Origin of the sequence: Rhizobium phaseoli (assembly GCF_001664385.1) — a bacterium.
GTDB classification, from domain to species: Bacteria; Pseudomonadota; Alphaproteobacteria; order Rhizobiales; family Rhizobiaceae; genus Rhizobium; species Rhizobium phaseoli.
In genome coordinates this window covers 1,379,531-1,404,996 of sequence record NZ_CP013532.1, presented here as the reverse complement: position 1 = coordinate 1,404,996, position 25,466 = coordinate 1,379,531, and the positions used below count along the sequence as shown (strand labels likewise).

The following is a 25,466-nucleotide window of genomic DNA, read 5'->3' as shown; positions in this document are numbered from 1 at the left end:
AGCCGCTACAGCGCTGCTGCGTCTTTCCGGACGCACAGATCGTGCTGTAGCTCTTTGAATTTGCTGCCAATTCATATCAGAGTCATCCACCATGCCAACGATCCTGCTATCGCTTCTGCGCAACATCGAAACCTTCGAGCATATCCGCGCCGCAGTCTGCGCCGCGAGCGAATATGAGCGCGAGCTGTCGGCAACGCCGGCCAGTGCCGCCCCGAGCTCAGCAGCAATCGTCTTGTAATCACCCTGCCAGCGCGTCGATCCGGGCCTTCGCCCATTCGAAGGCTTCGTCGACATAGGCGAACTTGACCGCCTGCCAGGCGCAATATTCCTCGACGAAGTCACGCGATATCCACAGATGCGTCTTGCGCGGCTCATCATGCCAGCCGACGCAGCCACGCTGCGCCGCCTTTGCCAGCAGCCGCTGCAGGTGCGTGCGCGACATCATGAAATCGGCGGCAAGCGCACGGGTTTCGACGCGGCCGACGAGAAACTTGCCCGCCTCGGTGTCTTCCGGCTCCATCCTGGCCATGAAGTTGTCGACGACGAGGCCGCCGGCTTCCGTCCAAAGAAACAACGCCACCTGCGCCGGCGGCTCCCGCCAGCCGGCGTCTTCCAGGCAGTGGCGGGCGATGCGCGGCTGAACGAGCCGCATCAGTGAAGGGTTTGCCTGGAAAACAGCCGCCCGCTCACCGCCGTCAAGCAGGTCGAGCGCGGCGAGATTGGCGTGAATCCAGGCAAACATCGCCTGGTGGCTGACAGTGGCGGGCTCGAAATGGCGCGGCCGGCGCCGCTCGTCGCCGGGCGTATGGGCGATGAAGCGGTAGGTATAGAGTTCTTCGATGAAGGCGAGCACGGTATTGCGGCTCGCCACCTTGTGGGCGGTGATGCGGCCGGTCAGCCGAACGGCGGTAAAACCCGAGGTCGGGTCGCGCGGATCATATTCCAGGTGAAGGGCATAGGCGGTCTGGGTCAGCAGCCAGCGCTGGTGGGAGGCGAGCAATCGCGCCAGACGCGGGCCGGCGTCGAACATGCTGCGCGTCTGCCCGGCCAGAAAGCGGATACTCGTCAGAAAGGCGCAGTTCCCCGCCAATTGCTCCGCCGTGTATGCCATTATGCTTTTCTCCACCTCCGCTCGCAGACCAGCGTTCGGAGCAGTAATATCGAAAGCCGCCCAGCGGCCATTTCAGACATGCATAGCTTTGAATAAATGATAGTTTCTCATATTGAACAATCATATTCGCCGGGCCGGCGCCATCCTAAGAAATCACCATTTTCTTCGCCTGCCGGCGGCGGGCGCCGCACGACTGCAATCCTCGCGCTGAAATTCTGGATGTCGTGAGCTTGCGGGCATCAGGCTTGCGGCGTCGTCGCCTTGCGGGCTTCCCTTTGTTCGATGCCCAGCTGATGCTCGCGATAGATGATGAATATGCCGGCGCTGACAACGATGACGGTGCCGATCAGCATCGTAACGCTCGGCACGTCGCCGAAGACGAAGTAGCCGACGATGCCGCCAAGCAGGATCGACGTATATTCGAACGGCGCAATGGTGGAGACGTCGGCATGGCGGTAGCTTTCGGTCAGTAGAATCTGCGCGACACCACCACAAAAGCCGGCGGCGATCAGGAAAAGCGCCGACGGCCATGGCAGGACCAGCCAGCCGAAGGGCAGCGAAGCCAGCGAGAAGAGCGATGCGGTGAGCGAAAAATACAGCACGATTGTCGCCGTCTTCTCCTCCTCGACGAGGCGACGCACCTGGATCATCGCCATGCCGCCTAGAACGGCCGAGAACAGCACGCAAAGTGCGCCGACGGCCTGTTCCGTTTCCATGCCGCCGTCGCGAAACAGCGTGAGCTTTGGCCAGGAGATGATGGCAACGCCGGCCATACCGACCAGGACGGCGCTCCAGCGATAGATGCGCACGGTCTCGCCGAGAAAAACCGCGGCGAAGATCACGGCGACGAGCGGCAAGGCGTAGCCGAGGGCGATCGCCTCCGGCAGCGGCAGATGCAGGAGGCCGTAAAAACCGAAAGCCATCGACAGAATGCCGATCGTGCCGCGCTTCAGGTGTCCGACCGGATTTTCGGTGTGGAAGGCGGGGCGCAGCTGTCCGATATAGGCGAGATAGGCGATGATCGGGAAGAGCGCGAAGAAGGACCTGCAGAAGGTGACCTGACCCGGCGGAATATCCGGGCCGGCCAGCTTGATGAAGGTCTGCATGGCCAGGAAGACCACGACCGACGAGACTTTCAGCGCAATGCCTCTCATCGGGTTTCTGAGAACCGAGTGCATGATCCTGGCTCTAATGCTGACTTGAACGAACGGGGAGACGCGTTCGACTCGGGAACGCAAAAGGTGACGCCGCCATCGTAGCGAAAGAAAATCCCGCTGCATAATCCTTAAATCGGAATGACGTCGGGATAAATTACGCAGAGGTCCAAAGTTTTACGGCACGGCCGGAACAGGATTATCGCCACCAATCCCACCCTGCTCTTTTCCCGTTTCACGCTCGCCAACCCGGCCGGCCGGGCGAAGGGCAGCGACTACGACGATCATGGCTCGATCGTCGCCTTCGCGCGCCCCCTCGGATACGAGGACTATGGCGGGCTTGGCTGGGACGGCGTTGTCGCACAGCAGACCGAAAGTGACGCGACCATCAAGGCCGCGCTCAATCTGAAATAGCGGCCCTTCTTCCGGCCGCCGCGTCCATCCGTTTCAAACAGGATATTTTGCCCGTGAACTTCGCATTCACGGGCAATTTGCTTTAACTTTAGTTCAGACTTTAATGTAATCATGCCGGCCAATTATCGCAGAGCGCGCCCGCCTCTGTATTCCGCGGTTGTCAAATAACGGTCTTCAGGAAACACCATGCGAACAGATACCGGCCAGGTCATTCATCTGGCAGATTACCGTCCCACCGACTTCGTGCTGGAACGCGTGGACCTGACTTTCGAACTCGATCCGACGGAAACCAAAGTCGAAGCCCGTCTCATCTTTCACCGCCGCCCGGGCGCCGACATTACCGCGCCGATCGTGCTCGACGGCGACGAGCTGACGCTGGCGGGGCTGCTGTTCGACCAGGTGGAGCTCGATCCCTCGCGTTATGACGCGACGCCGGAAAGCCTGACGGTGCGCGACCTGCCGGAGAGCGCGCCCTTCGAGCTGACGATCACCACGATCATCAATCCCGAGGCCAATACCCAGCTGATGGGTCTTTATCGCACCGGCGGCATCTACTGCACCCAGTGCGAGGCGGAAGGCTTCCGCCGCATCACCTATTTCCCCGACCGGCCCGACGTGCTTGCGCCGTTCACCGTCAACATCATCGCCGACAAGGACACCAACCCGCTGCTGCTGTCGAACGGCAACTTCCTCGGCGGCGCCGGCTACGGCCCCGGCAAGCATTTCGCCGCCTGGTTCGACCCGCATCCGAAGCCGAGCTATCTCTTTGCCCTCGTTGCCGGCGATCTCGGCGTCGTCGAAGACACGTTCACCACCGTGTCGGGGCGCGACGTGGTGCTGAAGATCTATGTCGAGCACGGCAAGGAGCCGCGCGCGGCCTATGCCATGGATGCGCTGAAGCGCTCGATGGCGTGGGACGAAGAGAGGTTCGGGCGCGAATATGATCTCGACATCTTTATGATCGTCGCCGTCTCCGACTTCAACATGGGCGCGATGGAGAACAAGGGCCTCAATGTCTTCAACGACAGATACATCCTTGCCGATCCCGAGACCGCGACCGATGCCGACTACGCCAATATCGAGACGGTCATCGCGCATGAATATTTCCACAACTGGACCGGCAACCGCATCACCTGCCGCGACTGGTTCCAGCTGTGCCTCAAGGAAGGCCTGACGGTCTTCCGCGACCAGGAATTCACCTCCGACCAGCGCTCACGCCCGGTCAAGCGCATCGCCGATGTGCGCCATCTGAAGTCCGAGCAGTTTCCGGAAGATGGCGGCCCGCTCGCTCATCCGGTGCGGCCGACGACATATCGCGAAATCAACAATTTCTATACGAGGACCGTCTACGAGAAGGGCAGCGAAGTGACGCGGATGATCGCGACGCTGCTCGGCAGAGACGGCTTCAAGAAGGGCATGGACCTCTATTTCGACCGCCATGACGGCCAGGCGGTGACGATCGAGGATTTCGTCAAATGCTTCGAGGATGCGAGCGGGCGCGACCTCACGCAATTCTCGCTCTGGTACCATCAGGCCGGCACGCCGCTCGTCACCGCATCGGGCAGCTATGATCCGGCGGCCGGCAGCTTCACCCTGTCGCTCGAACAGATGACGCCGGCTACACCCGGCCAGTCGAGCAAGGAACCGATGCATATCCCGCTCAGCCTGGCGCTCTTCGGCGAAAACGGCGGCAAGATCGCGCCGAGCTCGGTCGAGGGCGCCGAATATGCCGGCGAGGTGCTGCATCTGACCGGCCGCACGCAAACGGCGGTGTTTCATGGCGTCGGCTCGCGCCCCGTCGTCTCGATCAACCGCAGCTTCTCGGCGCCGATCAACCTGCATTTCGATCAAAGCCCGGCCGATCTTGCTCATCTCGCCCGCCACGAAACCGATCATTTCGCCCGCTGGCAGGCGCTGACCGATCTGGCGCTGCCGAACCTTCTGAAAGCAGCCCGCGACGCGCGCGACGGCAAGCCGGTCGCCTGCGAGCCGACCTTCGTCGAGACGCTGATTGCGGCGGCCGCCGACGAAAGCCTCGAGCCCGCCTTCCGCGCCCAGGCGCTGGCACTGCCGAGCGAATCCGATATTGCCCGCGAACTCGGCGGCAACAACGATCCCGATGCCATCCATGCCGGCCGGCAGGCGATCCTCAAGCAGATCGCCGATGCCGGAAAGAATGTCTTTGCCGGCCTCTACGCGGCAATGGCGACATCCGGCGGCTTCAGCCCCGATGCCAAGAGCGCCGGCCTGCGCGCGCTGCGCAATAGCGCGCTGACCTATCTCGCGCAGGCCGAACAGACGCCTGCGCGCGCCAAGGCAGCCTTCGACGCGGCCGACAACATGACCGACCTCAGCCATGCGCTGACGATCCTCGCCCATCGTTTCCCCGACAGTGCGGAGACAAGCCAGGCGCTGGCCGCCTTCCGCGATCGCTTTGCGGAAAACGCGCTCGTCATCGACAAATGGTTCACGATCCAGGCCGGCATTCCGGGCGCCCAGGCGCTGGACCGGGTGCGCGGCCTGATGGAGAACCCGCTGTTCAAGCGGACCAACCCGAACCGGATGCGGGCGCTGGTCGGAACCTTCGCCTTTGCCAATCCGACCGGTTTCGGCCGGGCCGACGGCGAAGGCTATCGCTTCCTCGCCGGCCAGATTCTCGAAATCGACGGCCGCAATCCGCAGCTTGCAGCCCGCATCCTCACCTCGATGCGCTCCTGGCGGTCGCTGGAACCGACCCGCGCCGATCACGCCCGCTCCGCACTGATCGAGATCGAGCGGGCGCCCGACCTTTCCACCGACGTGCGCGATATCGTCGAGCGCACGCTCAAAGGGTGATTTGCCTGGACCGGCCGTCGCGCGCCACGCGGCGGCCACTCCGCCCAGCGATTCGAATCGCCCGAAAAATACGAAAATATAAATAGTTAACGGATTTTTACCTTTGCCTCTGGACAAGGCGAATCACCCATGATTCTCTAGGTCAGGTTCGAGCGAGCGGCGCGCGAATCACACGAGGGACAAGGCGAAGAGATGATGGACGTGCGGCGGGCAACCGTGGCCGGAGGACGGCTGCGTGTCGATTTTGACGGGCTGAAAGCCTGGCGAGACAGCCTATCCGGTCACCCGACATCGGAACCCCTCCTGCGTCATCTGCCGAAGGCGGAGCTTATCTTGAAGCGCGCCATTCCGGCATTGATCATCGCCTTCCTTTCCGTCGTCGCCGCCTCGCATTTCTTCGGCATGATGAGCGAATATAGCCGGCTGGAGGCTTCCGCCCGCCATGCCACGGCGCTTTCGGCGGCGACGGCCTCTGCCGTCTTTGCCGATGCGGCCGACATTTTCGACAGCGGCGATATCACGCAAGCCCAGGCCCGGCTTGCCAGGTACCTGCCACAGGACCGGCTGGACGACGGCGCCTTCGTGCTGCTGGTGCAGGCCAGCGGCAAAGTTTTTGCCGCAACGACCGCCGGGCTTTCGCATGTCGGCAGCAATGTCGGCGATTTCTTCCCCGAAGTCTCGGCGATCCGGCGTTTCGGCGATCGGGCCGGCGTCATCGAAACGACGATCGGCGGCGTGCCGCACTATGCCGAGATCACGCTGATGGGCAATGCCGGCGGCTTCGTCGTCGCCGCCACCTCGCTCGAGGAGGTCGGCCGGCTCTGGCGCGAGGAGCTGGCGCTCAACGTCACGCTGTTTGCCGGCATCTCCTCGATCCTGCTCGTCATCCTCTATGCCTATTACACGCAGGTGAAGCGGGCCCGCGACGCCGACGACATCTTCCTGGAATCGAACCTGCGCGTCGAGACGGCGCTTTCGCGCGGCCGTTGCGGCCTTTGGGACTTCGATTTCGAGAACCGGGAATTCTTCTGGTCGCGCTCGATGTACGACATGCTCGGCCTGCCGGGCTCCGACAAGACGATGGGCTTCGGCGAAGCCGCGCGGCTGATGCATCCCGACGACGGCGGCCTCTACGAGATCGCCCGCGCCATCGCCAAGGGCCATTCCGGCCAGGTCGACCAGATCTTCCGCATGCGCCATGCCGGCGGCCACTATGTCTGGATGCGCGCCCGCGCCCAGGTGATCCGCAGCAATTCCGGCCGCATGCACCTGATAGGCATCGCCATGGACGTGACCGAACAGCATCGGCTCGCCCAGCGCTATGCGGAGGCCGACCAGAGGCTCGCCGACGCTATCGAATGCACCTCGGAAGCCTTCGTGCTCTGGGACAAGAACGACCGGCTCGTGATGTGCAACACGCATTTCCAGCAGGCCTACGGGCTGCCGGACAGCGTGCTGGTACCCGGCACCGAGCGCTCGATCGTCAATGCCGCAGCCGCCCGCCCGGTCATCGAGCGGCGGATCGCCGATGCCGACGGCTCCGGCTATTCGCGCACGACCGAGGTGCAGCTGGCCGACGAGCGCTGGCTGCAGATCAACGAGCGGCGCACCCGCGACGGCGGCAGGGTGTCTGTCGGCACCGACATCACGCTGATGAAACGCCATCAGGAGCGGCTGCGCGAATCCGAACGCCGGCTGATGGCGACGATCGGCGATCTTTCCGCCTCGCGCCAGACGCTGGAGCTCCAGAAGGCCGAGCTTTCGACGGCCAACGCCAATTACCAGGCGGAGAAGGAGCGCGCCGAAGCGGCCAACAAGGCGAAATCGGAATTCCTCGCCAACATGTCGCATGAGCTGCGCACGCCGCTGAACGCCATTCTCGGCTTCTCGGAAATCCTGCAGAACCAGATGTTCGGGCCGCTCGGCTCGCTGAAATACGATGAATATGCCCGCGATATTCATGACAGCGGCAAGCATCTGCTCAACGTCATCAACGACATCCTCGATATGTCGAAGATCGAGGCCGGCCATCTCCGGCTGCATCGCGAGCGCATCGACCTCGTGCCGCTGATCGAGGAAAGCCTGCGCTTCACCGCCATTCCGGCGGCGGAGAAGAACATCGTCATTGAACAGCGCATCTGCTCGGGCATGGCGCTGATGGCAGACCGCCGGGCGATGAAACAGGTGCTGCTCAACCTGCTTTCCAATGCGGTCAAGTTCACCGACAATGGCGGCCGCATCGCGGTGCGCACACGCCGCGTCGACGGCGCCGTCACCGTCACCATCGCCGATACCGGCATCGGCATCCCCCGATCGGCGCTCTCGAAGATCGGCCAGCCGTTCGAACAGGTGCAGAGCCAATACGCCAAGAGCAAGGGCGGTTCCGGTCTCGGGCTCGCCATCTCGCGCTCGCTGACCGCCCTGCATGGCGGCCGCATGAAAATCCGCTCGCGCGAAGCCGTGGGCACGGTGATCTCGCTGCGCATTCCGGACGATGTCTAAGCTTTGACCACGCTCAGGAAAATCTTCCGAACCGCCTTGGAAAGCCGCTTGATCTCCCCCTCCAGCGTCGTGATATCGGGGCAATCGCCGGCGCGGCAGACAAGTTCGATGAGACCCGCCGGCGCGTCGTTCGGATCGAACTCACCGTCAATGCAGAGACGGATCAATTGCGACAGGCTGGTGTAGAGCGCGAAAGCTTCGAGGCAAGTGTCGAGGTCGGTCGCGGCCATCAGCCGGTCGCCGAGCACCTTCAGAGCCTCGCCGGTGCTCAGGCCATTGACGGCAACATCGACACCCTTGGCGGGAGCGATCAGCACCAGGTATTGGGCGATGAATTCGAGATCGACGACGCCGCCGGGGATCAGCTTCAGGTCCCAGGGGCCGGACGGCGGCTTTTCCTTTTCGATCAGCTCGCGCATCTCGGCGACATCATGCGCCACCTTGCCAATGTCGCGATCGGCCGACAGCACATCCCGGACGATATGCTCCGCCTCGGCGATCAGGCTGTCATCGCCGGAGATCAGCCGGGCGCGGCTGAGCGCCATATGCTCCCAGGTCCAAGCCTCCTCGCGCTGGTACTTGCCGAAGGCATTGATGCGGGTGGCGACCGGCCCCTTGTTGCCGGAGGGACGCAGCCGCATGTCGACCTCGTAGAGCACGCCTTCGGCGGTCGGCGCCGACAAGGCGGCGATCAATCTCTGGGTGACGCGGGTGAAGTAGCGCGTCGCGTCGAGCGGCTTCGGCCCGTCGGATTCGGAGGCGGTGTCGTCATAATCATAAAGCAGGATCAGATCGATGTCGGAGCCTGCGGTCAGCTCGAAACTGCCGAGCTTGCCCATGCCTGATATGGCGATACGGCCACCGGGATAATCGCCGTGCGCGGCCCGCATCTCGGTTGTCACGGCATCGAGCGCGGCTGATATGATGAGGTCGGCGAGATGAGTGAAGGCGCGGGCAGCCATTGCGCCGTTGATTGCGCCGGTGAGCAGGCGGATGCCGATTAGGAAGCGCTGTTCGGCGGCAAAGATGCGCAACCGGTCGAGCACCTCCTCATAATGGCGCGCCTGGGCGAGCGAGCCGTTCAGGCGCTCGCCGAGATAATCGCGCGTCGGCAGCTCGGCCATCAGGGCCGGATCGAGCATGCCGTCGAAAACATGCGGCCTGGCGGCGATCACCTCGGCCAGTCGCGGTGCCGAGGACATGATGTTGACGATCAGCGACAGGAGCGCCGGATTACTGCCGAGCAGCGAGAAGAGCTGGATGCCGGCCGGAAGGCCCGAGATGAAGCTGTCGAAACGCAGCAGCGCCTCGTCGGCGCGCCTGCTTTCGCCGAAGACGCGCAGGAGCTCCGGCGTCAGCTCCGTCAGCCTTTCGCGCGCCTCCACCGATTGCGTCGCGCGGTAGCGGCCGTAATGCCAGGTGCGGATGATGCGGGAAATGTCGGACGGCCTGTTAAAGCCGAGCTTCTTCAAGGTCTCCAGCGTATCCGGGTCATCGCCCTGGCCGGTGAAGACGAGGTTTCCGGTTTCGGTGGAAAGCTTGCTCTCCTGCTCGAACAGGCGGGCATAACGCCGCTCCACCGTCTTCAGCACGCCAACCAGCCGTTCGGAAAAACTCGGCGTGTCGGTAAAGCCCATCATGAAGGCAATGCGCTTGAGGTCGGCATCGGTCTCCGGCAGCAGGTGGGTCTGCTCGTCGCGCACCATCTGGATGCGATGCTCGACGTTGCGCAGGAACCAATAGGCCTCCGTCAACTCATCGCGGGTCTCGGCGTCGATCCATCTCGCCTTGGTGAGCTCGCCGAGCGTCTCCTCCGTTCCGCGGCCGCGCAACGCTGGCATGCGGCCGCCGGCGATCAGCTGCTGGGTCTGGACGAAGAATTCGATCTCGCGGATGCCGCCGCGCCCGAGCTTGACATTATGGCCCTTGACCGCGATCGCGCCGTGCCCCTTATGCGCGTGGATCTGCCGCTTGATCGAATGGATATCTGCGATCGCCGCGTAATCGAGATATTTGCGGAAGACGAAAGGCGAAAGGCCGCGCAGGAACTCGCCGCCGGCCACAAGGTCGCCGGCCACGGCGCGCGCCTTGATGAAGGCCGCCCGCTCCCAGTTCTGGCCCCTGCCCTCGTAGTAGATCATCGCCGCGTCGACCGGAATCGCCAGCGGCGTCGAACCGGGATCCGGGCGCAATCGCAAATCGCTGCGGAAGACGTAACCATCCGCGGTGCGTTCCTGCAGGATGCGCACCAGCCGGCGCATCATCCTCGGGAACACCTCGATGGCGTCATCGGGGTCGGGCACGATGCCGGCCTGCTCGTCGAAAAAGACGACGAGGTCGATATCGGAGGAATAGTTGAGCTCGCAGGCACCGAGTTTGCCCATGCCGAGCACGATCAGTCCCGAGTTCTCGCTCGGCCTGGCCGGATCCCGCAGCCTGACCTTTCCGCTTTCATGCGCAGAGAGCAGCAGATGGTCGATTGCAGCGGCGACGGAGGCTTCGGCGAGCTCGCTCAGCCAGGCGGTCGTGGCCCGGCCGTCGAAGATGCGCGAGAGATCGGCGAGTGCAACGAGGAAGGCGGCCTTGCGTTTGATGATGCGCAGTCTGCTCATCACCGCCGATTCCACTGGCGCGGCCCCGTCGCCGTCCGGCCGCCAGCAGTCCCGCGCCTCGGCGATCAGCGCTTCGATCTGCGGCTCCAAGGGTTTGGTGATGGCGCCGGCGAGGACGGCCGGGTCGAGATTGACGATTTCGCGCAGATAGGGCGAGAGCGTCAGCACGGCGGCAATGAAATCGCGCAGCCGCCCTTCGCCCTTCAGCATCGCGGCGACCGCCGGCTCGCTTTTGCCGGCCTGCTGGAGATCGCTCATCGCCAGTTTCAACTCCGTCTGGCTCAGCGGACGCAGCAGCCCTTCGGCGACATCCTTCAGGCCATGCGTCGATTTCGTCAGCATACGCTCTCCCTGGCTTTGGAGCGGACGGAAACGGCCGGCAGAATCACGACCCCGCCTCCTCGATCGGGTTTAAACTAGGGTCTCGGCGCCAAACCGCCAATACGCGATTCGACGGATCGCGTTTCCGCACAAGTCCTTCAGGCAGCCTTGGCCGGGAAGATCATGCTGACGGTCAGGCCGCGCTGTTCCGGACTGTCGGGATTGGTGTCGGAGAGTTCCAGCCGGCCGTTGTGCAGTTCCATCACCGCCTCCACCAACGAAAGCCCGAGCCCGGTGCCGGGCTTCGAGCGGCTTTCGTCGAGGCGGACGAAGCGCTTGACCACGTCGTCGCGCCGATCGGCCGGTACACCCGGTCCGTGGTCGGCCACCGACAGGCAGATGCCATCCGGGCGGCGGGCAAGCTTCAGCGACACCTCGCCCGCCCCTTGCGTATCGGAGGAGTATTTGATCGCATTGTCCAGCAGGTTGAAGATCGCCTGGCCGATCAGCTCGCGATTTCCCTGCACCTCGATCCCGGGTTCGACGCTGGAGCTCAAGCCAAGCCCGGCCTCTTCGGCCGCCGGCTCGTAAAGCTCGGCGCTGTCGGAAACAATGGCCGAAAGCTCGACCGGCGACATCTCCGCGGCGACCGATCCAGCCTCGACGCGCGAGATCATCAGCAGCGCGTTGAAGGTGCGGATCAGCTGGTCCGATTCGGAAATGATGCCTTCGAGCGCTACCCGCCGCGTATCGGCATCGGTCATGTCGAGCGCATCGGCCGCCTTGTTGCGCAGCCGCGTCAGTGGTGTCTTGAGATCGTGGGCGATGTTGTCGGAGACCTGCCGCAGGCCTTCATTCAGCTTCTCGATGCGCTCCAGCATGGTATTCAGCGACATCGACAGCCGGTCGAACTCATCGCCGGAGCCGCCGACCGGCAGACGCTGCGACAGGTCGCCGGCCATGATCTTCTTGCTCGCATCCGACATGCGGTCGATGCGTTTGAGCGCATTGCGGCCGATGGCAAACCAGATGATGATCGCGCCGAGCCCCATGATCGCCAGCGCCACCATCAGCGCCTGACGCACGAGGAGGCGGAAACGTTCGGGATCGCCGAGGTCGCGGCCGATCAGGATCCGCAAGCCGTTGTCGAGCACGAAGATATTGGCGATCGCCCGATGGCGGCGCTCGACACCGCCGCCGTCGGTATAGCGTTGATAGGCGAAGGGCGCGGAGGTCCAGCCGACCTCCTCGAAGACGCCCGGCTGCACCGAGGCGACATTGCCGGCGAGAATATCGCCCGAGGGCCCGGCGATGATATAGAGATTGGCGCCCGGCTGACGGGCGCGCCGCTCCATCGTGCGCAGCAGAAGGTTCATGCCGCCGGTGTCATAGGCGCGCTGCACCTGCTCCACCTCCTGCTTGACGGCATCGCGGATCTGGCCGGTCAGCAGCCGTTCCGACATCGCCGTCACATAGAAGACGAGGGTCGCGGCGCAGATGGCGAAAAGCAGGATGTAGAGTGCCGAAAGGCGGACTGCGGTGGACTTGAAGAGAACCCTGAAGCGGCTCATCCCTCGTCCTTGATCATGTACCCCGCGCCCCGGATGGTTTTCAGGAGCGGCTGGCTGAAGTCCTTCTCGATCTTCGAGCGCAGGCGCGAGACATGGACGTCGATGACGTTCGTCTGCGGGTCGAAGTGGTAGTCCCAGACATTTTCGAGCAGCATGGTGCGGGTCACCACCTGGCCGGCATTTTTCATCAAATATTCGAGCAGGCGGAATTCGCGCGGCTGCAGCGGAATTTCCTTGCCGCCGCGGCGCACCTCGTGGGAGAGCCGGTCGAGTTCGAGATCACCGACGCGATAGACGACATCCTGTTCCGGCGTGCCCTTGCGGCGGCCAAGCACCTCGACACGCGCCAGCAATTCGCTGAAGGCATAGGGCTTCGGCAGGTAATCGTCGCCACCGGCACGAAGACCGGTCACCCGATCATCGACCTGGCCAAGCGCGGAGAGGATGAGCACCGGCGTATGGACGCCCTTGCGGCGCAGCTCGCTGATGACGGAGAGACCGTCGCGGCGCGGCAGCATGCGGTCGATGACGATGACGTCATAGTTATTTTCCGATCCCATGAACAGACCGCTCTCGCCGTCGCTGGCGTGGTCGGCGACAATGCCCGCCTCGCGAAAGGCTTTCGTGAGGTAGACCGCGGCTTCGAGATCATCTTCGATGATGAGAATCTTCATGCGGCCGACATTACCCACCGGCTGCGTTTCGGCAAGGCTCAAAGCATCTGGCTGCGGAGCGGCGCTCATCGCGATCATCCTTCAAAATCAGAACAATCGAGCCGCGCGGAGTTTCCTCCGCACGGCTCCCGTTTTGCGGGGATCAGCCCTGGCCGTTGATCGGCAGAGCGACGAAACGGCTTCCTTCGCTCGACTGGATCTGGAAGAGCGCCCGGGTACGGCCGTCCTTCTTGGCCTGGTTCAGCACCTTGACGACATCGGCGGGGGTAGAGACTTCCTGGTTGTTGACCGAGGTGATCTTCTCGCCTTCCTTGATGCCCTTGTCGGCGGCGTCGGAGTCCGGGTCGATACCTGTTATCGCCAGGCCCTTGCCGTCATCGGAGGGGCCGACGGTCAGGCCAAGATCGGCGAGCGCCTTCTCGGACGCCGGCGCCTCGGGCTGCTGCGGCTGGCTGTTGTCATCGGCATTCGCTTCCTTCTGGTCAGCCGGCAGCGTGCCGAGTTCGACGGTGAGCGACTGGGCCTTGCCGGCGCGCCAGACCGAAAGCTCGGCCTTGCTGCCCGGCTGCATCGCGCCGATGCGGCGGCTGAGATCGCGCGCATCCTTGATCGTTTCACCATTCAGGGCGGTGACGACGTCGCCGGCCTTCATGCCGGCCTTGTCGCCCGGCGATCCGGCCTGCGGGGCGACGACAAGGGCGCCGCTCGGCTCGGAAAGACCGATGGATTCGGCAATATCCTTGGTCACCGGCTGGATCTGGACGCCGAGCCAGCCGCGCGACACCTGGCCGTCCTTCATCAGATCGGCGACGACATCCTTGGCGGTCGAGGCGGGAATGGCGAAGGCGATGCCAACGCTGCCGCCGGACGGCGAGAAGATCGCGGTGTTGATGCCGACGACTTCACCGCTGAGGTTGAAGGTCGGACCGCCTGAATTGCCGCGGTTCACGGCCGCATCCACCTGGAGGTAATCGTCATAGGGACCGGAGCCGATATCACGGCCGCGGGCCGAGACGATGCCGGCCGTGACCGTGCCGCCGAGACCGAAGGGGTTGCCGACGGCGACGACCCAGTCGCCGACGCGGACATTGTTGTCGTCGGCCCAGTTGACATAGGTGAACTTCTTGCCCTTGCCGTCAACCTTCAGGACTGCGAGGTCGGTGCGCGGATCCTTGCCGATCAGCTTGGCATCGAGTTCGGTGCCGTCATTCATCACAGCGACGAAAGCCTGGCCGTCGGAGACGACGTGGTTGTTGGTGACGATATAGCCGTCCTCCGAGATGAAGAAGCCGGAGCCCTGAGCGACAGGGCGCAGCCGGCCCTTGCCGCCTGGACCATTCGGGCCGCCCGGGCCACCGGGGCCGTTCTGGCCGAAGCGCCGCTGATGGCCCTGCTGATCGTTCGGATCCTGGCCGAACTGACGGAAGAAGCGCTTCAGCGGATGATCGTCAGGCAGATCATCGAAGCCGCGGCCGTTGAAATCGAAGGCGAAGCCGTCATTGTTGTCGGCGACGGGATTGACGCGATTTTCCACGCGAACCGACACGACGGCGGGCGAAACGGCATCGACGACATTGGCGAAGCTCGGAACGGCAGGCGCCTGAACCTTGACGGCTTCGGCATAAGACCGGGTGATTTCGAGCGGAACGCCGGTTGCGAGCACAGCGGCTGCGATACCGGCAACGGTAGAAGCCTTGAGCACGGTGGCGAGGGACGGACGTCCGTTGAAATTCTTCAGCATTGGAGCACCTTCTCTTGTTCTTAGATCTTCAGACCGGCAGCGCCGGATCAGTCGATGCATCAAGATATAGGATGGCGCACCTTACTGCGAACTGTCCGGCCAATGAAAAATTGGTAATGTTCGGAATGTTTCTGGCCGTTGCTGCGCCCAGCGCTTCTCTGGAGTGTCCAAGGACTTGGAAATATCATCCCGGTTCGACGGGTTGTTATTTCTTTAGAAGCTCGTTCAGCCTCGCCTGTTCTTCCGCCGTTAGCTTGCTTCCCGTCGGCTTGCCAGCCCTCTTGCGCGCAAAGACCAGCAGTGACAGCCCGCCGGCGAGCACCAGCAGCGCCGGCGCCCCCCAGAGCAATACTGTCTTCATGCTGAACCGCGGTTTCAGCAGCACGAATTCGCCGTAGCGCGAGACGATATAGTTCAGCACCTCCTCGTCGCTGTCGCCATCCTTGATACGCTCGCGCACCAAGAGGCGCAGGTCTTTCGCCAGCTCGGCATTGGAATCGTCGATCGACTGGTTCTGGCAGACCATGCAGCGCAGTTCGGCCGAAAGAGTGCGGGCGCGGACCTCCAGCACCGGATCGGCCAGCACTTCGTCGGGATTGACGGCGAAGGCGGAAAGGGGTGTGAAGAGGATGAACAGGGCGACGAGGAGACGAGAGAGTACGTGTGACGCTGAATGGGCGCACCGAACCCCTCCTCCCCTCATTCCTGTGCTCGTCACAGGAATCCAGCCACGGCGCGTCCGCGCCGTGAATAGATCTTTAGAGTCTCCTGCGCCCAAAGACTTGGGCGCGCTGGATTCCTGTGACGAGCACAGGAATGAGGGAGGCCGTGAGCCCATCATTCCGCCGGCTCCATCGCGGGTGTCGCCGGCTTGGCCCTGGCCTTGCGGCGCGGGGCGCCGACGCGCAGGCGGCGGTCGGAGAGCGAGACGCAGCCGCCGGCGGCCATGATCAAGGCGCCGCCCCAGATGCAGAGGATGAACGGCTTCCACCAGATGCGCACGACGATGCCGCCGTCCTGGGTGGCGTCGCCAAGCGAGACATAGAGCTGGCTGAGGCCGAAGGTCAGGATGCCGGCCTCGGTCGTCGGCATCTGCCTTGCGGTATAGAGCCGCTTGGCCGACCAGGTATCGGCGACGACAACCCCGGCGCGCCGGATGGTGAAGTGGCCGCGCTCCTCGCTGTAGTTCGGTCCCCTGCCCGGCCGCATGCCGTCGAACGCAAGGCTGTAGCCGCCGGCCTCGATGATCTCACCCGGCTTCATCGCGACGACATGCTCGCTCTGGAAGGTGGTGACTGCGACGATGCCGAGCACGCTGACGCCAAGGCCGGCATGGGCAAGCGCGGTGCCGAAGGCCGAACGCGGCAGACCGGTCAGACGGCGCCAGGCGATGCTGCCGGCGAGCTTGCCGATGCCGGCGCGATACCAGAGATCGGCAATGGCGCCGAGGATCAGGAACAGCCCGGCCGCCAGACCGAGCACGGCGAGCACCGGCCCGCCATGTTCGAGATAGAAGACGATGACGGCGGCGGCGAAGGCGAGAGCCGCGACGGCATAGAGCCGCTGCAGCGCGCCGAGCAGATCACCGCGCTTCCAGGCCAGCAGCGGCCCGAACGGCACGATGACCAGCAGTGGCGCCATCAACAGGCCGAAGGTCAGGTTGAAGAAGGGCGGCCCGACGGAGATCTTGTCGCCGGTCAGCGTCTCCAGGAGCAGCGGATAGAGCGTGCCGGTGAGAACCGTGCCGCAGGCGACCGTCAGGATCAGATTGTTGAGAACCAGCGCGCCCTCGCGCGAGATCGGCGCAAACAGCCCGCCGGCCGCAAGCTTCGGCGCCCGCAGGGCAAACAGCGACAGCGCCCCGCCGATGAAGATCAGCAGGATGCAGAGAATGAAGACGCCGCGGGAGGGATCGCTGGCGAAGGCATGCACCGAGGTGAGCACGCCGGAGCGCACCAGGAAGGTGCCCATCAGCGACAGCGAGAAGGTCAGGATGGCGAGCAGCACCGTCCAGATCTTCAGCGCCTCGCGCTTTTCCATAACGAGGGCCGAATGCAGCAGCGCGGTGCCGGCGAGCCACGGCATGAAGGAGGCGTTCTCCACCGGATCCCAGAACCACCAGCCGCCCCAGCCGAGCTCGTAATAGGCCCAGTAGGAGCCCATGGCGATGCCAAGCGTCAGGCAGGTCCAGGCGGCGAGCGTCCAGGGCCGCACCCAGCGCGCCCAGGCAGCGTCGATGCGGCTTTCCAGCAGAGCGGCAACGGCGAAGGAGAAGCAGACGGAAAAGCCGACATAGCCGAGATAGAGCAGCGGCGGATGAATGGCGAGCCCGACATCCTGCAGCACCGGATTGAGGTCGCGGCCCTCGGCCGGGGCCGGATCGAGCCGCAGGAAGGGATTGGAGGTCAACAGGATGAACAGGGTGAAGGCGAGCGAGATCCAGGCCTGCACGGCAAGCACATTGGCCTTCAGCGTCTCCGGCAGATTGCGGCCGAAGACGGCGACCAGCGCGCTGAACAGCGTCAGGATCAGCAGCCAGAGCATCATCGATCCCTCGTGATTGCCCCAGACGCCGGAATATTTGTAGATCAGCGGCACCAGCGAATGCGAATTCTCCCAGACATTCTCGACCGAGAAGTCGGAGACGACATGGGCATAGGTCAGGACGGCGAAGGCGAAGGCGACGAGCGCGAACATCGCCAGCGAGCCGGAGGTCGCCACATCCATCATTGCCCGGTCATGGCGGCGGGCGCCGATGACAGGCACGATCGAGACGATCAGCGCCGTCGCCAGCGCCAGCACCAGGGCATAATGGCCGATCTCGATGATCATCGCGTCGCCTTCGCCTCCTGGCCTTGGCCCTGATTTTGTCCGCCCTGGCCTTGCTGCCACAGGCCCTGCGCCTTCAGCTTGTCGGCCACCTCCTTCGGCATATAGGTCTCGTCATGCTTGGCGAGCACCGTGTCGGCGACAAAGAGGTTGCCGCCTGATGCAAACATGCCTTCGGTGACCACACCCTGGCCCTCGCGGAACAGATCCGGAAGGATGCCGGTATAGTGGACCTTGACCGCATTGGCGCTGCCGTCGGTAACGGTAAATTCCACCGTCGAACCGGCGCCGCGCACGACGCTGCCGGCCCCGACCAGGCCGCCGAGCCGGATGCGGGTCTCCGGCGCCACCGGGGTCTTGGCCAGATCCGCCGGCATGTAGAAATAGGCCACCGACTGGCTGAAGGCGAACATCACCAACAGCACCGCCGCAATAATGAAACCCATCCCGCCCGCGATCACCGCCAAGCGCTTCTGCTTGCGCGTCATTGCGTCATCCCCTCCGTGGCTATGCCAAGTTCCCTGGCAAGCGCCAGCAATTGCCGGCCCTGTTCACCCGCCGGCGGAAAGGCCGCGAGCCCGCGCTTCAGGGCGTCGGCTGCGCGATCCTTATCGTTCAATACGGCGTAAGAGCGGATGAGACGCATCCATCCCTCGAAATTATTGGGATCGGCGGTCAGCTTGGCGTCGAGGCTTTCGACCATGCCGCGGATCATCTGCTGCCGGTCGCCGGCGCTCATGTCTTCAGCGGCTGCCACGTCTTCCGAAGTCGGTCCGCCGGGCGCCGTCGGCTGGGCCGCCGCTCCGCCGTTCTTGGCAATATGTTCATTGACCAGCGGCAGCCAGGGCGCATCGGCCGGCGATTGCTGCGCCAGCGCTTCGAAGGCCAGGCGCGCCTCGTCGGTCCGCCCCGCCTGCTCCATGCTGAGGGCGACATAGAAACGGGCACGCGGATTGTCGGGTTCCAGCGCCAGCGACTGTTCCAGCGCCTGGCGCGCCTCCTCCGTCACCACGCCGTCGGAGACTGCCATCAGCGTCTCGGCAAGGCCATCGAGCCGGATCGGGCTCGGGCCGAGAAGCCGGATGGCATTGCGATAGGCGAGTTGCGCATCGTTGACCCGCATCGTGCGGAAATAGATCGGCGCCAGCACGTCCCAACCCTTGCCGTCGTCCGGATTCTCAGCCAGATGCCGTTCCGCCTTGGCGATCAGCACCGCCACGTCATTGCCGGGATTTTCCAGCCGCGCTTCGAGCGGCTGCGCGGGCAGATCCGGCCTGCCCATCGTCAAATAAAGACAGAGCCCGAGCACCGGCAGGATCAGGAGAACGAAGGCTTCGGCGATACGGTGATGGCGCGCGGGTTTCGGCGTTGTTTCCGGCTCGCCGGCAGAAACGGCGATCAGCCGGCGGCCGATTTCGGCCCTGGCATAATCAGCCTCTTCCGCTGTGATCAGTCCACCGGCAAGATCGCGGTCGAGTTCACGCAGCTGGTCAAGATAGACAGCCGCCTCGCCGGCGCGGCTGTTCTCCGCCGCCTTCGCTCCACGCAGAAGGGGGTAAAGCAGAATGACGGCGACGGCTGCCGTCAGAACGGCAACGAGAATCCAGAACAGCATAGCCGCCCAAATACGTGAAGCTTGACGCTATTCCAACTGCCAAAGCCCGAATGACGAAGATTTGAGGCTATTCGCCGCAATTTAGCTTGGAATGAGCCTCACCCGAGCGGCGACCAACTGCCGTCGTCGTTGCGGCAGGCAGCGCCTCGCGCCACGGTATCCTTGCCGTCGACCGTCAGCGTATGGGTATATTGTCTGCAATTCTGCGAGCCGACCTGATAGGGTGCTGCCGCCACCACCTTGCCGGTAACATTCTTGCCGCTCCAGACCACGGGCTGGCCGACAGCTGCCCCTTCCAGCGCCCGATATTCCGCCTCGAGCGCTCTTTGCTTGTCGCTGTCGCTCAAGCTGACACCGCTGCGCCCGACGATGCCGCCCTGCAGTGCGGTGATGAAGGCAGCCGATGCCGAGGGTTTGCTGGAAAAAATGCCACGCGAGGCAGCTCCCTTCGTCGTCGTGCAGCTGGTGAGCGCGACGGCGAGAAGCAGGATGGAAACGATCATGCCTTGCGAGCGTAGAATCATTGCGTCGAACCACGATCAGGGGTCAAAATACAGCCGATCGAAGTGCAGCGTCCCCGTGTCAGCATTAAGGCAAAGCATGCTATGCGTTTGCCACTAGCTTTGTGACATCAAGCAGTTGGTCATGCAACATCCTTTGTGACGCCGGGCAGGATAAGCTTCGCCTTCAGCCCGCCCCACTCGCCGCGGGACAGTTCCAGCCGCCCTTGGTACTCATTGGAAATCTCGGTGACGATCGACAGGCCGAGCCCGGTTCCGGGCTTGCTTTCGTCGAGCCTGCGGCCGCGTTTCAGCGCCTCGCGGATCTGGTCAGGCTCCAGGCCCGGCCCGTCGTCCTCGACGGCGAGCTCCACCCAGTGGCGCCGCGCACTCGCCTCCGCCCCTTTCACGTCCTCGCCGGCCTCTACGGCCGAAAGCCGAACCCTGCTCTTGGCGAAACGCGCCGCATTCTCCAGCAGATTGCCGACCGTTTCCTCGAGATCCTGCTGCTCCATGGCGACGGCCAGATGCGGCGGCGAGACGACGAGATCGAATTCGGTATCGACGTTCAGGCGGCGCATGACGCGCACCAGCCGTTCCAGTGCCGGCTCGGCATCGGTGCGGGCGAGCACGGATTCGCGCTGGGCGGCGATGCGGGCGCGGTTGAGATAGGACTGCACCTGCCCCTGCATCGATTCCGCCTGGCTGCGCACCAGTTCGCCATGGGATTTTTCGAGAACGCGCGCCTCGTTCAATAGAACGGCGATCGGCGTCTTCAGCGAATGGGCGAGATTGCCGACCTGCATGCGCGCCCGCTCGACGATGCGGCGATTGCTGTCGATCAGCGCATTGACCTCGTTGGCAAGCGGCAGGATTTCGCGCGGGAAGTCGCCTTTCAGCTGCTCGCTCTCGCCGGCGCGGATACGCTCCAGGGCAGCGCGCGCCTTGTCGAGCGGCTTCAGGCCATAGAGAATGGCGAGCGCATTGACGATCAGGCTGCCGACGCCGAAACCGGCGAGCGCCAGATAGAGGCTGTGGGAAAAGGTGCGCACGTCGTCTTCGACGACATCGACATTGCCGGTGACGCGGAAGCGCGCCGCACGCCCATCAGTGTCGAGCACCACTTCGGTCTCGGCCACCTGCACGCGGTTTCCCGAGGCGTCCGTCACCTGGTAGTAGCGTTCGTAATTCTTGTCGAAGGGCGCCTCGACGACGGAGGGAACCGGAATGAGCGCGGAGCCGAGCGAAGGCGAGACCAGCGGGGCTGTGGTATAGGTGCCGAGTGGCTCCACCACCCAATACCAGCCGGTCTTCGGCTGGGCAAAGCGCAGGTCGCCGAGCTGCGGGCTGCCGCTCAATGCCCCCTGATCGCCGATCGTGACGGAATTGATGACATTATAGAGCTGCGCCCGCAAGAGATCCTGGAAACCGCGTTCGGCGCTCTTGCGGTAGAGGGTCGAGATCAGCAGGCCGATCACCACCAGCGCCACCGTCGACCAGACCGTGGTCAGCAGCAGCACGCGCGCGGTGAGCGACTTAATTCGCATGTTTCGGCGCTTGGATGCGGTAGCCGAGACCGCGCACCGTTTCGATCAGGTCGACGCCCATCTTTTTACGCAGGCGGCCGACGAAGACCTCGATCGTGTTGGAGTCGCGGTCGAAATCCTGGTCGTACATGTGCTCGACCAGTTCGGTTCTCGAGACGACCTCGCCCATGTGATGCATCAGATAGGAAAGCAGCCGATATTCGTGCGAGGTCAGCTTCAGCGCCGTGCCGTTGACCGTCGCCTTCGAGGATTTGGTGTCGAGCCGCACCGGCCCGCAGACGATCTCCGAGGAGGCATGCCCGGCGGCGCGGCGGATCAGCGCCCGGATGCGCGCCAGCACTTCCTCGACATGAAAAGGCTTGGTGACGTAATCGTCGGCGCCGGCGTCGATGCCGGCAACCTTGTCGCTCCAGCGGTCGCGCGCCGTCAGGATCAAAACCGGCACGGCGCGGCCGGCTCCGCGCCATTTCTCCAGCACGGTGACGCCGTCCATCTCCGGCAGGCCGATATCGAGGATAATGGCGTCATAGGGCTCGGTATCGCCGAGGAAATGGCCTTCCTCGCCGTCGAACGCCTGGTCGACGACATAACCCGCCTCCTTCAGCGTGTCGGTCAGCTGCCGGTTCAGGTTGACATCGTCTTCGATTACCAGGATGCGCATCGGTCCGCCTTCGTCCGCTTCAAATCGATCATGTTCTGAATAGACCGATTCCGCCTACATCGGAACCTTTACCGTCACCTTGCGCGGACGCTGGCCGTTGCCCGACACGAGAACGGTGATGATGCAGCTATCGCCCACCGGTTGCACGGACAGGAGCTGTCCGCCCGTCTGCTCGACGACCTGGGCTGCGGCGGCGCTGCAATCGCCTGCCACGCGCAGGACGAGGGTGCCCGCGCCGTCCGATGAGGGCGCCGATGCCACCAGCCCGGCGGCCACTACTGCGACGCTCAGAGGAAAGGCCATGTTCTATGCTTTCAAGGGTAATTCCAACTTGCTGCGACTATGTACTCACGCGACCTGAATGGCAAATGAATGCACTGTAATACAGGGTGTTTAGAACCGTTCTCGACTGTTGGCGGCAGCCCGTGTGAGTTGCTGAAAACCGATGCCGCGGCAGCCTTCTGCGCGTGGGAAAAGGCTTGGCCCCAGGCGCATAGGGAAGGCTGGGAGCGGATCCTCGGGTCAAGCCCGCGCGCGCCGGGCTGCCGCGAATTGCAATCACAGCTTTTACCGGCCGATTGAACCTGTTATGTGCTTGCGGCTCCCGCATTCAGGCCATTTCAGCACCGATGCCAAACTCCTTCCGCTTCCGCTCGGCGCAGACGGTTTTCGTGCTCGCCATTACCCAGCTGATCGGCTGGGGTACGACCTTCGACATGCTCGGCGTGATGGGCCGCATCGTGGCGCCCGATCTCGGCATGGCGAACGAGATGGCGTTTGCCGGCCTGACGATCATGATGATGATCAGCGCCATCGTCGGTCCGGCGACCGGCCGCTGGCTTGGCCGTTATGGTGCGGCCCGGGTGCTTTCGGCGGCTTCCCTGACCTTTGCCCTCGGCCTCTGTCTGCTTGCCGCCGCCAACGGCGTCATTCTCTACGCCGCCGCCTGGATCGTGATCGGCGTCGGCGGCGCGCTCGGCCTCTCGGCCCCCGCCTATACCGCCGTCGTCGAGCGCGAAGGGATGAACGGCAAGCGGGTCATTGCCGTGCTGATGCTGTTCACTGGGCTTTCGAGCGCCATCTTCTGGCCGATCCTCAGCCTGCTCAACGAAACCGTCGGTTGGCGCTTCACCTTCCTCATCTGCGCAGGCCTGCAATTCTTCATATGCCTGCCGCTGCATGTTTTCGCCCTGCCGAAACCGGTCGCGGCCCATGTCGACGGCGGCACAGCCGGCATCGCCCCGGTGCCGCTGTCGAAGGCGGCGCAGCGCAAGGCCTTCCTGCTGATCGCCGCGACGACGACCATCACCACCTTCATCACCTTCGGCATCTCGCCGTCGCTGCTTGAGATCTTCCGCCAGTCCGGGGCCTCGCCGGCCTTCGCGCTGCAGCTCGGCTCGGCCCGCGGCGTGCTCGGCATTTCGGCGCGGTTCCTCGACATGCTGCTCGGCCGGCGCGGCAATCCCATCCTCAGCGCCGCCATGGGCATCGGCCTGATGCTGATAAGCTTCCTGATGATGCTGGCCACCAGTCCATCGACGCCGCTGCTCGTCAGTTTCGTCCTACTCTACGGCTTCGGCTCCGGCGTCATGACCGTCGCCCGCGCGCTTCTGCCGCTGGCGCTGTTTTCACCGCGCGAATTCGGCCTGCAATCGGCGCGGCTGTCGCTGCCGCAGAACCTTGCCAATGCAATCGCCCCGGTCGTCTTCACCGCCATCCTCGACCGCGCCGGCACCGGCCCGGCGCTTTTCGCCGCAGCCGTTCTCGCCGCCTTGTCGCTCACTCTCGTGCTGATGCTGATGACGCTGGTGCGCGGTGCGCTGGCATCGAAGCCGAGCCCGGCCATTTCATGAGGCGTGGAATGGACGCCGTCCTCAGCTGACCCATGACCAGTCGCGTTTGACGAATCTTTTGAATCGCTTGCCGCCGATTTTTCGGACGTTGAGTCCGGTGGCTCACGGCTGCATTAACATCCAGCGCCCGCGAGTGCGGAAAGCCGCTTATCCCTTTGAAATTTCAGCGAAGCATGGGTGGCCGATTCAGAGCGGCCGCCTCACCGCTGCGCGGCTGTCGTAGTCCGCGGCGATGCGCTTTTCCCGCAGCGGCCGAACACGCTCGATCGAGCGCTGATAATCGGGATGCGCCTTATAGGCGGCGAGAGCCGCTTCGTCATCGAACTCACCGTAGACGACAAGATCGATCTCGGTACCCAGTTGATCGGTCTTCACATTGGTGCCGATTTCCAAGAGCCGCGCCTGCGGAATGGCGGTCAGGATCGACAGCCCGGCCCTTACCTCCTCCAGATGTTCCTCCTGCACGGTGAAGAAGACGATATGGCGGATCACGCGGAAGCTCCTGTCAGATTTCAGAGGGTCGGCCCGCGCGATAACACGCCGACCCCGGGCCTTCAACCGCGCACCCTGCCCCGCGCGGCATCCGGACGCATCGCCGCATGGAAGGCTTTGGCGTAGCCGGCGAGCTTCTCGGCCCGGTCGGTGCCGTTGACGATGCGGCGCGCATTGACCCAGTCCTCGGTCGTCGCGTTCAGGTGATCGGCAAGTTTGTGGCCGGTGAAGCTGCCCTGCAGCATGCCTTCGATCAGGATGGTCACCGCCGCATCCATCTCCATCGCCCGGTCGGGATCGGCAACGAGATCGATGCCGGTCAGCGCGCTCATCGCCTCGTAATTCCGCTTATGGGTGAGCTGCACCAGACCACGGCCCAACCAGCAGCAGCCATCCTCGTCCGGCCGCCAGTAGGGCGTCTTTACCCAGGAGAGCCGGCCGGCGGCAAAGGCCGCCTCCAGGATCTCGACCGCGCGGGCATCGCTTTGCGCCAGCGTCTCGCGGACCGGCTGCATCGTATAGGCGGTCTCGTGATACGCGGTTGCGAGGATGTAGGCGAGCCATCGGCGGTCGGCCGGCGCAAACCGCCGTTCCCAGGCGTCGAGAATCGCCGTGATACCCTCTACCTGAGGCTGAGTTAGCTCTCCTTTAAAGAGCTCCTCGCGCACTGCATCAAAAAAGAACATCCGATCCATGTGGACAACCATACCGCGCTTCCCGCGAATCTCGTGGTTAAAACCGTCTTAATCGATTAAAATCAACTTAATCGTTTGAAGTATCTAAGCCCCTGATTTACACGGCTTTTGTGTTGTGCAATGCATCTCCCCGCCCTGAAGCCTTACCACCACAAGAGGAGACTTCCGATGCAGACGCCCGCCAATACCCAGACCACCATTCCCCAGCACGTCGTCGACCAGATGGAAAACGAGTGGCGCCAGATTCGCCTTGAACGCGAGAACACCCCACCCGACCCGGCAGCCTCAACTGCAGCGCTGAGAGATACAGGCAAAGCGGCGCGGATGTAAGGGCTGGCG

Annotated in this window: 20 protein-coding genes and 2 pseudogenes; 6 read left to right on the top strand and 16 right to left on the bottom strand. The window is 63.7% G+C overall.

All coding sequences use genetic code 11. The annotated features are described in order from the left end of the window. Positions 1-91: 91 nt before the first annotated feature. Entirely contained in the window at positions 92-238 is a 147-nt protein-coding gene (locus AMC88_RS33545) for a hypothetical protein (protein WP_167355277.1), read from the top strand. Here AMC88_RS33545 and AMC88_RS06840 read toward each other — a convergent pair whose 3' ends face one another. Together AMC88_RS06840 and AMC88_RS06835 are read right to left on the bottom strand one after the other, a co-directional pair. Beyond that, positions 239-1,111: a hypothetical protein gene (locus tag AMC88_RS06840; protein ID WP_064825022.1), complete on the bottom strand. Its 873-nt coding sequence runs from the start codon at positions 1,109-1,111 to the stop codon at positions 239-241. Positions 1,112-1,350: 239 nt separating this feature from the next. Then, positions 1,351-2,289 (bottom strand): DMT family transporter, encoded by a 939-nt coding sequence (locus AMC88_RS06835; RefSeq protein WP_037113555.1) that lies wholly within the window; start codon positions 2,287-2,289, stop codon positions 1,351-1,353. A gap of 168 nt (positions 2,290-2,457) precedes the next feature. Here AMC88_RS06835 and AMC88_RS34585 point away from each other — a divergent pair. The 3 genes and pseudogenes from AMC88_RS34585 to AMC88_RS06825 all read left to right on the top strand — a co-directional run. Then, positions 2,458-2,679: pseudogene (locus tag AMC88_RS34585) on the top strand (methyl-accepting chemotaxis protein); the annotation flags it as partial. 186 nt (positions 2,680-2,865) lie between these two features. Next, positions 2,866-5,514: an aminopeptidase N gene (gene pepN / locus AMC88_RS06830; protein ID WP_064825021.1), complete on the top strand. Its 2,649-nt coding sequence runs from the start codon at positions 2,866-2,868 to the stop codon at positions 5,512-5,514. Positions 5,515-5,706: 192 nt separating this feature from the next. Beyond that, positions 5,707-8,016 (top strand): PAS domain-containing sensor histidine kinase, encoded by a 2,310-nt coding sequence (locus AMC88_RS06825; protein ID WP_004670374.1) that lies wholly within the window; start codon positions 5,707-5,709, stop codon positions 8,014-8,016. Here the strand turns inward: AMC88_RS06825 and AMC88_RS06820 are convergent. The 12 genes from AMC88_RS06820 to AMC88_RS06765 all read right to left on the bottom strand — a co-directional run bounded on the left by AMC88_RS06820 (position 8,013) and on the right by AMC88_RS06765 (position 22,390). Next, complete coding sequence (locus AMC88_RS06820) at positions 8,013-10,970, bottom strand: bifunctional [glutamine synthetase] adenylyltransferase/[glutamine synthetase]-adenylyl-L-tyrosine phosphorylase (RefSeq protein ID WP_064825020.1); 2,958 nt, start codon at positions 10,968-10,970, stop codon at positions 8,013-8,015. The genes AMC88_RS06825 and AMC88_RS06820 overlap by 4 nt on opposite strands. 137 nt (positions 10,971-11,107) lie before the next feature. After that, positions 11,108-12,520: a sensor histidine kinase gene (locus AMC88_RS06815; protein WP_004670369.1), complete on the bottom strand. Its 1,413-nt coding sequence runs from the start codon at positions 12,518-12,520 to the stop codon at positions 11,108-11,110. Continuing rightward, a complete protein-coding gene (locus AMC88_RS06810) occupies positions 12,517-13,272 on the bottom strand; it encodes a response regulator transcription factor (RefSeq protein WP_404817293.1) in 756 nt (251 codons plus the stop codon). The genes AMC88_RS06815 and AMC88_RS06810 overlap by 4 nt, the downstream gene beginning before the upstream one ends. Before the next feature lie 64 nt (positions 13,273-13,336). Beyond that, positions 13,337-14,935 carry a Do family serine endopeptidase gene (locus AMC88_RS06805; RefSeq protein WP_037113549.1) on the bottom strand — a complete coding sequence of 533 codons (1,599 nt, stop codon included), beginning with the start codon at positions 14,933-14,935 and terminating at the stop codon, positions 13,337-13,339. A 205-nt stretch (positions 14,936-15,140) separates the two neighbouring features. After that, on the bottom strand, positions 15,141-15,638 hold the full coding sequence (locus tag AMC88_RS06800; protein WP_016734342.1) for a cytochrome c-type biogenesis protein: 498 nt from the start codon (positions 15,636-15,638) through the stop codon (positions 15,141-15,143). Between the two features lie 134 nt (positions 15,639-15,772). After that, complete coding sequence (locus AMC88_RS06795; RefSeq protein ID WP_064825019.1) at positions 15,773-17,767, bottom strand: heme lyase CcmF/NrfE family subunit; 1,995 nt, start codon at positions 17,765-17,767, stop codon at positions 15,773-15,775. Then, positions 17,764-18,252, bottom strand: a complete 489-nt coding sequence (gene ccmE / locus AMC88_RS06790; protein WP_064829920.1) for a cytochrome c maturation protein CcmE — start codon at positions 18,250-18,252, stop codon at positions 17,764-17,766. The genes AMC88_RS06795 and ccmE overlap by 4 nt, the downstream gene beginning before the upstream one ends. After that, positions 18,249-19,379 (bottom strand): c-type cytochrome biogenesis protein CcmI, encoded by a 1,131-nt coding sequence (ccmI, locus tag AMC88_RS06785; protein WP_064825017.1) that lies wholly within the window; start codon positions 19,377-19,379, stop codon positions 18,249-18,251. The genes ccmE and ccmI overlap by 4 nt, the downstream gene beginning before the upstream one ends. A 98-nt stretch (positions 19,380-19,477) precedes the next feature. After that, positions 19,478-19,903 (bottom strand): hypothetical protein, encoded by a 426-nt coding sequence (locus AMC88_RS06780; protein ID WP_012483205.1) that lies wholly within the window; start codon positions 19,901-19,903, stop codon positions 19,478-19,480. Positions 19,904-20,022: 119 nt separating this feature from the next. Continuing rightward, positions 20,023-21,426: a sensor histidine kinase gene (locus AMC88_RS06775; protein WP_012483204.1), complete on the bottom strand. Its 1,404-nt coding sequence runs from the start codon at positions 21,424-21,426 to the stop codon at positions 20,023-20,025. Beyond that, positions 21,416-22,087, bottom strand: a complete 672-nt coding sequence (locus AMC88_RS06770) for a response regulator transcription factor (RefSeq protein WP_012483203.1) — start codon at positions 22,085-22,087, stop codon at positions 21,416-21,418. Before AMC88_RS06770 ends, AMC88_RS06775 begins: the two co-directional genes overlap by 11 nt. Positions 22,088-22,141: 54 nt before the next feature. Beyond that, the gene (locus AMC88_RS06765) at positions 22,142-22,390 is read right to left on the bottom strand and encodes a hypothetical protein (protein ID WP_004670343.1); all 249 of its coding nucleotides are present in this window, start codon (positions 22,388-22,390) and stop codon (positions 22,142-22,144) included. 326 nt (positions 22,391-22,716) lie between these two features. On the opposite strand from AMC88_RS06765, the gene AMC88_RS06760 reads away from it, so the two are divergent. Continuing rightward, entirely contained in the window at positions 22,717-23,940 is a 1,224-nt protein-coding gene (locus tag AMC88_RS06760) for an MFS transporter (protein ID WP_170960088.1), read from the top strand. Positions 23,941-24,126: 186 nt separating this feature from the next. Here the strand turns inward: AMC88_RS06760 and AMC88_RS06755 are convergent, their stop codons facing one another. Then, the gene (locus AMC88_RS06755; protein WP_012483200.1) at positions 24,127-24,432 is read right to left on the bottom strand and encodes a Dabb family protein; all 306 of its coding nucleotides are present in this window, start codon (positions 24,430-24,432) and stop codon (positions 24,127-24,129) included. A gap of 33 nt (positions 24,433-24,465) precedes the next feature. Further along, positions 24,466-25,139, bottom strand: a pseudogene (locus AMC88_RS06750) (hypothetical protein); the annotation flags it as partial. Positions 25,140-25,295: 156 nt separating this feature from the next. Between AMC88_RS06750 and AMC88_RS33540 the strand changes: the two are divergent. Further along, positions 25,296-25,457 (top strand): hypothetical protein, encoded by a 162-nt coding sequence (locus AMC88_RS33540; protein WP_167355271.1) that lies wholly within the window; start codon positions 25,296-25,298, stop codon positions 25,455-25,457. Positions 25,458-25,466: the final 9 nt, after the last annotated feature.

Excerpts from the sequence above, each read along its gene's own strand:
- AMC88_RS33545 (WP_167355277.1), top strand. The coding sequence starts at position 92 with ATGCCAACGATCCTGCTATCGCTTCTGCGCAACATCGAAACCTTCGAG.
- AMC88_RS06840 (WP_064825022.1), bottom strand. The coding sequence starts at position 1,111 with ATGGCATACACGGCGGAGCAATTGGCGGGGAACTGCGCCTTTCTGACG.
- AMC88_RS06835 (WP_037113555.1), bottom strand. The coding sequence starts at position 2,289 with ATGCACTCGGTTCTCAGAAACCCGATGAGAGGCATTGCGCTGAAAGTC.
- pepN (WP_064825021.1), top strand. The coding sequence starts at position 2,866 with ATGCGAACAGATACCGGCCAGGTCATTCATCTGGCAGATTACCGTCCC.
- AMC88_RS06825 (WP_004670374.1), top strand. The coding sequence starts at position 5,707 with ATGATGGACGTGCGGCGGGCAACCGTGGCCGGAGGACGGCTGCGTGTC.
- AMC88_RS06820 (WP_064825020.1), bottom strand. The coding sequence starts at position 10,970 with ATGCTGACGAAATCGACGCATGGCCTGAAGGATGTCGCCGAAGGGCTG.
- AMC88_RS06815 (WP_004670369.1), bottom strand. The coding sequence starts at position 12,520 with ATGAGCCGCTTCAGGGTTCTCTTCAAGTCCACCGCAGTCCGCCTTTCG.
- AMC88_RS06810 (WP_404817293.1), bottom strand. The coding sequence starts at position 13,272 with ATGATCGCGATGAGCGCCGCTCCGCAGCCAGATGCTTTGAGCCTTGCC.
- AMC88_RS06805 (WP_037113549.1), bottom strand. The coding sequence starts at position 14,935 with ATGCTGAAGAATTTCAACGGACGTCCGTCCCTCGCCACCGTGCTCAAG.
- AMC88_RS06800 (WP_016734342.1), bottom strand. The coding sequence starts at position 15,638 with ATGAGGGGAGGAGGGGTTCGGTGCGCCCATTCAGCGTCACACGTACTC.
- AMC88_RS06795 (WP_064825019.1), bottom strand. The coding sequence starts at position 17,767 with ATGATCATCGAGATCGGCCATTATGCCCTGGTGCTGGCGCTGGCGACG.
- ccmE (WP_064829920.1), bottom strand. The coding sequence starts at position 18,252 with ATGACGCGCAAGCAGAAGCGCTTGGCGGTGATCGCGGGCGGGATGGGT.
- ccmI (WP_064825017.1), bottom strand. The coding sequence starts at position 19,379 with ATGCTGTTCTGGATTCTCGTTGCCGTTCTGACGGCAGCCGTCGCCGTC.
- AMC88_RS06780 (WP_012483205.1), bottom strand. The coding sequence starts at position 19,903 with ATGATTCTACGCTCGCAAGGCATGATCGTTTCCATCCTGCTTCTCGCC.
- AMC88_RS06775 (WP_012483204.1), bottom strand. The coding sequence starts at position 21,426 with ATGCGAATTAAGTCGCTCACCGCGCGCGTGCTGCTGCTGACCACGGTC.
- AMC88_RS06770 (WP_012483203.1), bottom strand. The coding sequence starts at position 22,087 with ATGCGCATCCTGGTAATCGAAGACGATGTCAACCTGAACCGGCAGCTG.
- AMC88_RS06765 (WP_004670343.1), bottom strand. The coding sequence starts at position 22,390 with ATGGCCTTTCCTCTGAGCGTCGCAGTAGTGGCCGCCGGGCTGGTGGCA.
- AMC88_RS06760 (WP_170960088.1), top strand. The coding sequence starts at position 22,717 with ATGCCAAACTCCTTCCGCTTCCGCTCGGCGCAGACGGTTTTCGTGCTC.
- AMC88_RS33540 (WP_167355271.1), top strand. The coding sequence starts at position 25,296 with ATGCAGACGCCCGCCAATACCCAGACCACCATTCCCCAGCACGTCGTC.